16 protein-coding genes are annotated in these 11,185 nt (G+C 32.8%); 1 reads left to right on the forward strand and 15 read right to left on the reverse strand.

Features of this window, described 5'->3' with window-relative positions:
- Window positions 1–142 precede the first annotated feature (142 nt).
- The 13 genes from truB to COX95_05010 all read right to left on the reverse strand — a co-directional run bounded on the left by truB (window position 143) and on the right by COX95_05010 (window position 9,719).
- Complete coding sequence (gene truB / locus COX95_04950; protein PIZ85178.1) at window positions 143–880, reverse strand: tRNA pseudouridine(55) synthase TruB; 738 nt, start codon at window positions 878–880, stop codon at window positions 143–145.
- Window positions 843–2,423, reverse strand: a complete 1,581-nt coding sequence (locus COX95_04955; GenBank protein PIZ85179.1) for a hypothetical protein — start codon at window positions 2,421–2,423, stop codon at window positions 843–845. Before COX95_04955 ends, truB begins: the two co-directional genes overlap by 38 nt.
- A 65-nt stretch (window positions 2,424–2,488) precedes the next feature.
- Window positions 2,489–2,698: a hypothetical protein gene (locus COX95_04960; GenBank protein ID PIZ85180.1), complete on the reverse strand. Its 210-nt coding sequence runs from the start codon at window positions 2,696–2,698 to the stop codon at window positions 2,489–2,491.
- Between the two features lie 253 nt (window positions 2,699–2,951).
- A complete protein-coding gene (atpC, locus tag COX95_04965; GenBank protein PIZ85181.1) occupies window positions 2,952–3,386 on the reverse strand; it encodes an ATP synthase F1 subunit epsilon in 435 nt (144 codons plus the stop codon).
- 30 nt (window positions 3,387–3,416) lie between these two features.
- Window positions 3,417–4,808: a F0F1 ATP synthase subunit beta gene (gene atpD, locus COX95_04970; GenBank protein ID PIZ85182.1), complete on the reverse strand. Its 1,392-nt coding sequence runs from the start codon at window positions 4,806–4,808 to the stop codon at window positions 3,417–3,419.
- A gap of 11 nt (window positions 4,809–4,819) precedes the next feature.
- Window positions 4,820–5,671, reverse strand: a complete 852-nt coding sequence (atpG, locus tag COX95_04975) for an ATP synthase F1 subunit gamma (GenBank protein PIZ85183.1) — start codon at window positions 5,669–5,671, stop codon at window positions 4,820–4,822.
- The gene (gene atpA / locus COX95_04980; protein ID PIZ85184.1) at window positions 5,671–7,173 is read right to left on the reverse strand and encodes a F0F1 ATP synthase subunit alpha; all 1,503 of its coding nucleotides are present in this window, start codon (window positions 7,171–7,173) and stop codon (window positions 5,671–5,673) included. The genes atpG and atpA overlap by 1 nt, the downstream gene beginning before the upstream one ends.
- Window positions 7,174–7,569: a hypothetical protein gene (locus tag COX95_04985; protein PIZ85185.1), complete on the reverse strand. Its 396-nt coding sequence runs from the start codon at window positions 7,567–7,569 to the stop codon at window positions 7,174–7,176. It lies immediately after the preceding gene.
- Window positions 7,562–8,074: an ATP synthase F0 subunit B gene (gene atpF / locus COX95_04990; GenBank protein ID PIZ85186.1), complete on the reverse strand. Its 513-nt coding sequence runs from the start codon at window positions 8,072–8,074 to the stop codon at window positions 7,562–7,564. The genes COX95_04985 and atpF overlap by 8 nt, the downstream gene beginning before the upstream one ends.
- A gap of 12 nt (window positions 8,075–8,086) precedes the next feature.
- Entirely contained in the window at window positions 8,087–8,314 is a 228-nt protein-coding gene (gene atpE, locus COX95_04995) for an ATP synthase F0 subunit C (protein PIZ85187.1), read from the reverse strand.
- 44 nt (window positions 8,315–8,358) lie between these two features.
- On the reverse strand, window positions 8,359–9,105 hold the full coding sequence (gene atpB, locus COX95_05000) for an ATP synthase F0 subunit A (protein ID PIZ85188.1): 747 nt from the start codon (window positions 9,103–9,105) through the stop codon (window positions 8,359–8,361).
- A complete protein-coding gene (locus COX95_05005; GenBank protein PIZ85189.1) occupies window positions 9,105–9,329 on the reverse strand; it encodes a hypothetical protein in 225 nt (74 codons plus the stop codon). The genes atpB and COX95_05005 overlap by 1 nt, the downstream gene beginning before the upstream one ends.
- 117 nt (window positions 9,330–9,446) lie before the next feature.
- A complete protein-coding gene (locus tag COX95_05010; GenBank protein PIZ85190.1) occupies window positions 9,447–9,719 on the reverse strand; it encodes a hypothetical protein in 273 nt (90 codons plus the stop codon).
- 143 nt (window positions 9,720–9,862) lie between these two features.
- On the opposite strand from COX95_05010, the gene COX95_05015 reads away from it, so the two are divergent.
- Window positions 9,863–10,105, forward strand: a complete 243-nt coding sequence (locus COX95_05015; protein ID PIZ85191.1) for an NrdH-redoxin — start codon at window positions 9,863–9,865, stop codon at window positions 10,103–10,105.
- Window positions 10,106–10,117: 12 nt separating this feature from the next.
- Here COX95_05015 and COX95_05020 read toward each other — a convergent pair whose 3' ends face one another.
- Window positions 10,118–10,573 (reverse strand): hypothetical protein, encoded by a 456-nt coding sequence (locus tag COX95_05020; GenBank protein PIZ85192.1) that lies wholly within the window; start codon window positions 10,571–10,573, stop codon window positions 10,118–10,120.
- A gap of 39 nt (window positions 10,574–10,612) precedes the next feature.
- A complete protein-coding gene (locus COX95_05025) occupies window positions 10,613–10,966 on the reverse strand; it encodes a hypothetical protein (GenBank protein PIZ85193.1) in 354 nt (117 codons plus the stop codon).
- Window positions 10,967–11,185 lie beyond the last annotated feature (219 nt).

The following is an 11,185-nucleotide window of genomic DNA, read 5'->3' on the forward strand; positions in this document are numbered from 1 at the left end:
GGCTATGCAAATTAGTCTTATACCACAAGGCTTTGATATGCATATTGGAAACTCCTTAGTTATTTGCAGGAGTCTCAAATGTTTCGTAACTTATTCATCAATAAATAGTTCGTTAGATTACATGATTTAAACAATAATGTCATCAAATATTCAAACCAAAGTCTTTCATTACGTGTAAATCTTCAATAGTTATTTTATCCAGCTCTTTAGCGTCAGTTAGTCTATAATCTCCAATACGAATTCTTTCTAAATTTGATAAATACCCCCCATATTTTAATGATTTACCAATATCAAAAGCCAAAGATCTAATATAAGTTCCGGAAGAACATAATACGTTAATCGAAAAAGAATCCTTATTAACATCAATTAAATTAATATTTTTAATAACAACTATCCGTGAAGCAAGATCTACGTCTTTGCCTTGTCTGGCTAGTTTATAAGCAGGCGTACCGCTAACTTTTAGAGCCGAAAAAGCTGGCGGTTTTTGTATTATTTCACCTTCAAATAATTTGATAGTCTTTAATATACTTTTCTTATCAATTTTTATTTTATCCTTATACTCTTCAATAACCTTTCCATCAATATCATATGTATCAGTTATTTTACCTAATTGAACTAACGCATTATACTCTTTATCAAATTTCAGAAAATCGGAAAACTTTTTAGTATAATTATTCACTAAAATGACAAGCAATCCGGTGGCAAAAGGATCCAGGGTACCAGCATGACCAACTTTTTTAAACTTAAATTTTCTTTTGATATAATCAACTACTTTAAAAGAAGTCCAATCTTTGGGCTTATTAATTTGAAAAAAACCATTATATAAAAAAGGAGATGTACTTTTATTCATCCAAGATGTCTTCTTTCTTTTCTTTGGCATATGACACCCAATCTTCAAGAAACTGAATAATTGTTTTAAAAGGAGTTTCGATAATCACATCCAAAATGAATAGAAAGATGTTTATTTTAGAAAAGTTAGAAGAAAAAAACTGACCAAGTTTTATAAATGGAACTGAGAAGAAATCCGCAAAAGCTTCTCTTATACCACCGCTACTCTTAACAACCAAAAGCTCATTGGCAACACGGGAAATTCTATAAACAAAGAAGTTGATTGTACTAAAGAAAATAAAAAATAAAGTTATAGCCACTATATTAAAATGTAACAGCAAAAGAACATATGTTAATCCAACAAAAGAGATCACAAAAGTTAAAAGATAGATAAAGAAAAAAGTTATTTTGCCAACAGATCCGCTCTTCTTGACTTTCATCTGATAATTATAGCTACCTTCATCAAAAGCCACTTTTTTTAATGAGGCTTTTATGGCTTCTAAATTTTCTCTACCAGGAACAGAAATATTAAATGTATTTATAAACATGTAAAAAGGCGGGAACATTAAATTCAACAAAAGCGGTATCCATATTATTTCTTGATTGACTATTAAATCGTAAGGAACCTCTAGAACAAAGGCTAATATCATTTTTGTAAAAAAAATGAAAATCACGCTCCTTATTGCACTGCGTCCTATTTTACTATAAGCCCTGTCTCTCCAGCGGTTATATGCAGTCTCGGTGATTCTTTTAAACTCTAATTCGTTGTTTAATGATTCCTCTATTTTTTCTATGGGAGTTTCGACAATAATTTTTCCTAAAACAGAAAATGGTGGAACTGATTTACGGCAAAATTTCAGAAAATTATTTTTTAATTTATCTTTAAAAAGATAATCGATCAAATTGTTTGCATCCTCAAATTTCAGCAGGATATCATGGATATTTGTATCAAAATCTTCTAGATTAGGGATAATGTTCTTTAATAACCTATATCTTATAGTTTGATAATCGGATTTTAATAATGTTCTATGGATTGCTATATAAAGTTGCGTATCCACAGTATGTTCATCAACAAATTTATCAAGAAGCAATTTTCCCCTTATGGTTTGATAAGTAAAATTAACCAGCACCTCTTTTTCTTTTACTCCCCGATTTAGAGACTCCTCGATTGCACAGGCTACAATTGAAGCAATTATCCTTCTATTCGGCCTTTTCACTAAATTGCTGAAAAGATAATAGTATCTATCAAGTATTCTTGTAATCTTTTCTATTTTAGTTTCAGGAACTGAATCATTGGCTATATAACCGCCGCTGATTAGCTCAAATAATATACCCTTAGCTAAAGGCTGGTCAGGATTATAAGCAAAAAACTTTCTTCTTAAAATTCGCTCAATAGCGCTTTTGATAATAAGGTGCTCATCTTTGTATTCCAGTGAGTTTCGTGCTTTCTCATAGAAAAAAGCCAGCCTACTTATTGTAAGCGATGCTTTAATTTTTGGGGCATCTTTGTCTTGCTCTTCTTCCTGGCGAATCTTTTTAATCTCGTCAAGAAAACTTCTGATCTCCTGGTTTTTTATTTCTTGCATTTCTTCCATTTATTTTAACCGCTGCTTTAAAAAAATATTCTATCAGTTTTGAAGATAAAATCAAGCTAATAAAATTATTCGCTTTCTATAAAATTTCTTGTCACTTTTTGGGGCAGAAAGATAGAAACAAGCTCTTCTTCTATCTTGTTTGAATCATATGGCTGACAAGAAAAAAGATCAAACATAAGCTGGCCAGTATGGCTAAAGGAATGAAAACTTAAATGAGAGGTTTCTATAATAACCAAAACCGGTAACACCTGGGTAATAAATCCCTTGTATAACATACGGTAATATCAGCTTTTTCATGCCGATTTTTTCCGGCATTTCGTTAAGTATTTTGTAGAAAAGATTAGCATCGTCCAACTGTCTTGAATCACACCCATAAAAATTTAAAGTAAGATGATATCTTTTTACTTTTTCCATCGTCAATTTTTATCCTTAATCAATAGCTAATAGTATTTTAGGTATTTCATTAAAAATTAGCAATATCTAGTATTTTATGCTTACCAAAAATAATAGCGCTAATTCAAAAACCTATTATTCTAACTTCATTCCCCGTCTGGAATGATATTTTTTTATTACCTTTAATCTTGCAAGATTCCTTATTAATTCAGCCTCTGCATCAGCAAATCTTTCTTTATCATTCCTAACTTCCCGCATAAACGCCTCTGCCCTTCTTCTAGCTTCTTCTGCCTCTTTCTCATTTACTTCATGTAAATGCTCGGCACTATCGGCTAAAATAATAACTTTACTACCAGTCTGAACATGAATAAAACCTCCAAAAATTAGAACAATTTTTTCTTGCTTTTGGTTTCTGATAATCATTTCTCCTGGAACAATTTCAGAAATCAAAGATTCATGATCAGGAAGAACAGTAATTTGTCCTGATCTCGTCGGCACAACAATTTCATCAATTTCTTCTTCTAGAAGAACTCTTTCCGGAGTAGTAATTTTAAGATTTATTTTTTTCATTAACTTACCTAACGGTTATATAATTTGGATTTATTTTTTTGCTTTCTCGTCTTTTGATTTTTCTTTGGATCCTACTTCATCTATTGATCCCTTCATATAAAATGACTGTTCGGGCTTATCATCGTGCTTACCTTCTAGAATTTCCTTAAATCCTCGGATTGTTTCTTCTAATGTTACATATTTTCCGGAAACCCCAGTAAAGACTTCTGCAACAAAAAATGGCTGTGAAAGAAATTTCTGAATTTTTCTCGCTCTTGCAACCATTAGTTTATCCTGTTCAGACAATTCATCCATACCTAAGATAGCTATAATATCTTGCAAATCTTTATATTTTTGTAAAACATTCTGAACTCCGCGAGCAACATCATAATGCTCTTGCCCAACAAGCCTTGGGTCTAAAGCGGTTGAGGTGGAATCTAACGGATCAACGGCCGGATAAATACCTAGTTCTGAAAGTGATCTTGACAATACTACCGTTGAATCAAGATGGGCAAAAGTTGTTGCAGGCGCCGGATCCGTTAAATCGTCCGCCGGCACATACACGGCCTGTACCGAGGTAATAGAACCCTTACTTGTAGAAGTAATTCTTTCTTGAAGTTCGCCCATCTCTGTCGCTAAAGTTGGCTGATAACCTACTGCTGAAGGGACTCTACCCAAAAGAGCAGATACTTCAGAACCTGCCTGAGTGAATCGGAAAATATTATCTACAAATAAAAGAACATCTTTACCTTCCTCGTCTCTAAAATATTCACTCATCGATAAAGCCGATAAAGCAACCCTTAAACGAGCCCCTGGGGGTTCATTCATTTGCCCAAAAACTAATGATGTTTTATCTAAAACGCCTGATTCTTTCATTTCATAATAAAGATCATTTCCTTCTCTGGTTCTTTCCCCCACTCCGGCAAATACCGAATAGCCTCCGTGCTCAGTCGCTAAATTTCTGATTAACTCAGTAATAACAACAGTTTTCCCTACTCCAGCTCCCCCGAATAATCCAACTTTTCCACCCTTAATAAAAGGACAAATAAGATCTATAACTTTTATACCGGTTTCAAAAACTTCAGTTTCTTTAGATTGATCAGAAAATTTAGGTGATAAACGATGTATCGGATATTTTTTCCAGGAACCTTTAAACTCTACCCCATCAATTGGATTACCTAAAACGTCAAACATATGGCCTAGAGTTTCCGAACCTACCGGAACGGATATTGGAATCCCTGTATCAACTACTTTTTGGCCTCTTTTTAAACCATCAGTAGAACTCATAGATACCGTCCTTACGATACCTTCTCCTAAATGCTGCTGTACCTCAACTACCAAACCGTTTTCTATTTCTAAAGCCGTGTAAACGGCGGGAATTTTTTCGTCGAATCTAACATCAACTACCGGACCTAAAACTTGAACTATTTTTCCTTCATTCATATATAACTCCTTTATTCTTCTAATGTCATTTTTCCGGCAGATATCTCAGCAATTTCTTTTGTTATGCCCGCCTGCCTTGTTTGATTAAATGTAAGTGTTAAATCGGATATCAATTCTTCTGCATTTTCATTGGCGTTCTTCATTGCAACCATTCTAGCTGAATGTTCTGAAGCAATTGATTCTAAAAAAGACTGCCAAACTTTAATTTCCAACATTCTTGGTATTAAACTATCTAAAATTTTATCTTTGTCTGGCTCGAATGTAATTTTATCTTGCCCTGAATTACAAACATTAGGGCCGGAAAAAGGTAAAAGATTTAAAACAGTCGGTTTCTGCATAAGAATTGATTGAAAATGCGAATAAACTAAAACAGCTTGATCGTATCTATCGGCTAAAAAATCGCCGGTAACTACGTTTATAATAGGCATAATTTGACTAAAATTGGGATGATCATCTATTTTGGTAAATTCAGCAATTATTTTATAGCCATATGATTTTAGAAAATCCCTCCCTTTTCTGCCAATAGTTATAAAACCAACTTCATTACAATCTTTGCTTTCATCTAAAGCTTTTTTTATAGCTTTCATATTCAAACCGCCGCATAAACCCCTATCTGAAGTGACAAGAATAACTAACTTTCTTTTTCCTTCTCTAGGCAACAAAAAAGGATGGTCAGATAGATTAATACCCTCGCAAAGGTTTGATAATATTTCATCTGCTGACTTACTATATGATCTCGATGCCAAGTTATTACTAACAGCTCTTTGCATTTTAACAACAGAAACTAATTCCATAGCTTTAATAATCTGCTTGGTATTCGATACGGATTTTATTCTTCTTCTGATCTCCTTAGCGCCAGCCATTAAACCCCTTCCTTCACCTTTTCAATTATCACTTTCAGTTCTTTTTCTATTTCGTCAGTTAAGTCACCTTCTTTCAAAATCTTTTCAGCAAATTTTTTATTTTTTAAATCAAGATTTTCATAAAGATTTTTTTCAAAAACAGGAACTTTTTCCATGGATATGTCATCTAAATAACCATTAGTAGCAGCGTAAATAATAGAAACCTGTTTCTCAACTGACAATGGATTGTACTGATCCTGTTTTAATATCTCTACTAATCTTTTGCCTCTTTCGATTTGTTTTTTTGTCTCTTCATCAAGATCAGAAGCAAATTGAGCAAAAGACTGTAATTCTCTAAATTGAGCTAATTCTAACCTTAACTTACCTGCAACTTTCTTCATTGCCTTAACTTGAGCCGCAGATCCAACTCTAGAAACTGATAACCCCACATTTAAAGCCGGCCTAATACCTTGATAAAATAGATCGGATTCCAAATAGATTTGTCCATCCGTAATTGATATAACATTTGTTGGAATATAGGCTGAAACATCTCCGGCTTGGGTCTCGATAATGGGAAGCGCTGTAATAGATCCGCCGCCATATTTTTTATCTCTTCTGCATGCTCTTTCTAATAATCTTGAGTGAAGATAAAAAACATCACCAGGATATGCTTCTCTCCCAGGCGGCCTTCTCAAAAGTAAGGATACTTGCCTATAAGCCCATGCATGTTTTGATAAATCATCATAAATAACTAAAACATCTTTGCCTTGATCCATAAAATATTCACCGACCGCGACACCTGAATAAGGGGCGATAAACAACATTGGGGCGGGATCAGAAGCGCTAGCCATTACAATAATAGTGTTTTTCATTGCTCCATTTTTCTCAAGCTCAGAAACTATCTTTGCAATCTTGGATTTTTTTTGACCAACTGCTACATATATACATATAACATCTTTGTCTTTTTGATTGATTATTGTATCGATAGCAATCGCTGTTTTTCCTGTCTGCCTATCGCCGATAATTAATTCTCTCTGTCCTCTACCGATAGGTATTACAGAGTCAATCGCTTTAATACCTGTTTGCAAAGGAACAGATACTGATTTTCGGCTTATAACGCCTGGCGCAATCTTTTCTACTAAACAATATTTATCTGCTTTAATTTCGCCTTTCCCGTCTATTGGATTTCCTAGAGAATCAATTACCCTACCCATTACATCATCAGAAACAGGTACTTCAAGAATTTTTCCTGTACATTTAACTTCATCCCCTTCACAGACAGAATCATATTCTCCCATAATAACAATACCAACAGAATCTTCTTCAAGATTTAAGGCAATTCCATAGTTGCCGCTTTGAAACTGCACCATCTCAAATGACATTACTTCGCTTAAACCAGTTACTCTAGCAATACCGTCTCCTACGGAAATTACCTTACCTGATTTATAGGTTGAAGGTTCAGGTTTAAAATTTTCCAATTCCTCGGTAATTTTTTTAATCAATATCTCTTTACTGTTTGACATTTATACTCCTATACTAATGTTGCAATTTTTTATTTTATCAGATAGCTGGTTTATTAAATTATTCAAACTGCTGTCTATAACAAATTCGCCCTTTTTTATAATAATACCGGCACCAATCGTTTCTGTAATTTCAAACTCAAATTCTAAATGGTCATTATATTTAGCAGAAATAGAATTTTGGATCTGTTCCTTTTCTGATGATGACAACTCCCTAGCAGAAATGACTAAAACCCGAGTTTCATCGAAGTCTTTTATTCTCTCAAGGGCTTTTAAAATAAAAGGTGCTTTATGCGGGTAATATTTCATTACTCTTTTGGCAATTTTCTCTATTTTTTCAGAATCTTTTCCTTCGGCGATTTTGGAAATCGCTTCCGCAATATCCCACGCTTTAAGCATTATCAACCTCTCCCTTATCTAACTCATTAACAGCTTCTCCTATTAAAATATTGTCAAGTCTAGAAGTATCATCCTTTATAATAGATTGTAGTGCCTTTGATACAATATCAGCTGTTTCTTCTTTTAATTCTTCTAACATTAACTCTTTTTCTTCAATTATTTCCTGTTTTGCATCTAATATTATCCCATTAGCTTCATTTTTCGCTAACTCAATCATGGATGATTTAACTTGCTCTCCGCTCTCTCTGGCTTCTTTAATAATATTTGACGCTTCTTTTTTAGCCTTCAAAATAATTTCTTCGCGTTCCTTGCCAGTGGTCTCAACTTTTTCTTCTATCTCTTTGCATTGCTTTAAGCTCTTTTCTACCTTTTTGGATCGATCCTCTAATACCTTTAATACAGGCTTGTAAAGAAATTTGTATAGCACCAATAAAAGCAATGCAAAGTTTATTGCTTGCGCTATAAGAAGTTTTGGTTCTATGCCGATTGCTTTTAGTGCTTCCATTTATTAAACCCCTTAAACAAATTTAATAATCAAGGCTATAACTAATGCATAGATAGCGATGGCTTCTGCGAATGCAGCCATAAGAATTAAGTTTGACTGAATTTTGTCTGATGCTTCAGGATTCCTTCCAATAGCTTCTAACCCTTTACTTGCTAACAAGCCAATACCAATAGCTGGTCCTATTGAGCCTAACCCAATAGCTAATCCTGTTGCCAATAGTTGTGCTGCTTCTTTTTCCATTTTTACTCTCCTTTTTTATCTCCCCCAATTATTTTTGATATAAATTAATGATTTTCGTGACTTATGGTAGCCATTTTTATAAATACTAAGGCTAACATAGTAAAAACAAGTGCCTGTATAAACCCAACAAATAACTCCATAATATAGAATGGCAAAGGCACTACGTAAGGTATCAAGGTGGCTAAAACTGTCAAAAGTACTTCTCCTGCGAAAATATTACCGAAAAGCCTAAAGGCAAATGAAATTACTCTTACAACTTCACCAACAAGTTCTAACAGTCCTACAAAGAATAATATTGGAGAAGATAAGTTAATAAATTTTTTAAAATATTTTACAAAACCTAAAGCAGCAATACCTATAACCTGCGCGCTCAAAACAGCAATAACACCCAGTGCTACAGTTGTATTTAAATCAGCGGTACCCGCTCTAAGAAATGGTACCAATACTTCCTGTCCTTCTTTGCTGACTTCGTGAAAACCTATAGTACCGAACCCCGGAAGCAATCCAAACCAGTTATTAAAAAGTATAAATATAAAGAATGTTGCGATAAGCGGAAAAATCTTTTGTGATAACTTTCGATCCTTAGTAATACTATCAGTTAGATTCAATAATGCTTCAACAATAGCTTCACAAACATTCTGAATCCCTTTTGGTACCTTACTCATTTTCTTTGTAGCTAAAAAAGATAAAGATCCAAGCGCCATAGAAACAACGCCCGTTGCTAACATACTGTTTGTAACAGGTATTGGGCCGATATTGAATATTTGTTCTGCAGCAATCGAAATATGCATTATTTGTTTCCTTTTATATATTTCTTATATATACCATAAATACCATATGCGGACATGAATAAAGAAAAAAATATCCCTAAAAATAAAAATAGCGGGCTTGTACGAAATGTCTTATCCAACCAAACCCCTAAAAGCGTAAATAAAACTAAAGGTATACTAATTCTAAATCCGATTTCGATCATTGCTGGATAAACTACTGATTTTGCCTGTTTTTTCTTTTCCATCTTTATTATAAAAATAAAATAATACCACTTTTACAAGTGATATATTTAAATAGTATAGCAGCACGGCATTGTAGTGTCAATACTCTTAATCTATTGACTTAATATAGTCTAAAAAGCTCATTCTTCTTTATTCTCATCGGAATAATTATCTTTATATTCGTTTTTCCCTGTAAAAAAATGCTTACCTTTATCCTTAAAATGATAATATTTACCAAAAAGCCTAGATCTGTAATTCCTAATCCTCGAAGAAACACCGATTAGATAAAAACCTATAACTATAAAAATTATTGGCCAAATTATATCCCACGTACCTGCCGGAAAAATAACAATTCCCAAATTCTTTAGTAAAAATAGAAATCCAAACAAAAAGATTAATAAACCTATAATCATAAAAACTCCTTAATATTTCTATGGTAAATGATAGAATATGATTAATTTAATTCAATGTTAAAATAAACAATTTATATATTTACTTATACTAAGTAATACTTTATTATTTATTAAAACAGTATAACGCAATAAAGGAGATAATTATGGTCAATCAACACAATGTAAAAGTATTCTCAACACCAACATGCCCTTGGTGTATAAAAGTAAAAGAATATCTTGATGAAAAACAAATTTCTCATGAAGATATAGACGTTTCTAGTGATAAAAAAGCAGCAATGGAAATGGTAGACAAATCGAAGCAAATGGGCGTTCCGCAGATATGGATTGATGATGAAGTAGTAGTTGGATTTGACAAAGAAAAAATTAATCAGTTACTTGGTTTATAAAAAATAATTAATTTAGAATTTATTCCATTTAAAATAGTTATTCATGCCATCTAATGCGCCTTTTCTAAAATATTTCTCTAGCTGACTTTTTTTAAGATATGTCCATTCATAACCAGTATGTTCTTCGGAAATTCTAATCTTCCCTCCCTTATATAAACCCTCAAAAAATATCCAAACCACATCTTTTTTCTTTCTGTCTGATTTTGAGATAGTTTGATGTCTCCCGATAGAAATGGGAGACATTTTAAGGGTATATTTAAAGTCATTTCCTAATTCTTCTTTAATCTCCCTTTTTGTCACTGTCTCAAAATTTTCGTTTATATCTTTTGTTCTTATATAACCTCCTGGAAAATCATAATAACCAGCCATTGAACTATTTTCGGGCAACTTGAGAAGAAGCATTTGCCCTGATTTATTTTTAATAATTACCTTAAGAGATATTTGAAAATATTTATTATTATCCTTCATAATTTAACCAATTAAAAAATGCCCTTTGGGGCATTGAGTTTAAATATCTTGTAATCTCTCAACAAGAGTTTTTATCTCACAGTAATGCCTATTAACAATTTCTGGTGAACGAAAATTCTTTGCAACTCCTTTTAATTTTTTTAAAACTAAAAGAATACTTTTCTTATCAGGATTATTGAAATCTCCTCCGACTTCTTCAAATAAAGCACATATCATGTGTTTAATATTAAGCTGCTTTATCTCTTCAACTTCTTGAGGTTTAAAGATTTTTTCCATTTTTTGACAGTCTAGCATCACTTCCTTATGGACTTGAGCAAAACAACGAACCATTGCATCCCGCACGTTCTTTGGATTAACTCCCCAAATTGTATTTACTCCATAAATTTTTGGCATTTTTTTAATTGATTACTAGGTTAATAATAAGTGAACTAGCAAATCAAGCCAACTATTTGTACGCGTCACGCACATTTGAGACTCCGGAACAGTTTTTATTAAATAATCAATGGGTGAAATATTACCTAAAGATTGGTGTATTCTCTTTGTATTGTACCATATTAAGTGTTCCATGAGTTTTTGAGTAAAGATACTAATATTTTCAAATAAAAGATATTT

The sequence above is a fragment of the bacterium CG_4_10_14_0_2_um_filter_33_32 genome (assembly GCA_002792735.1).
Lineage (GTDB): Bacteria > Patescibacteriota > CPR2_A > CG2-30-33-46 > CG2-30-33-46 > CG2-30-33-46.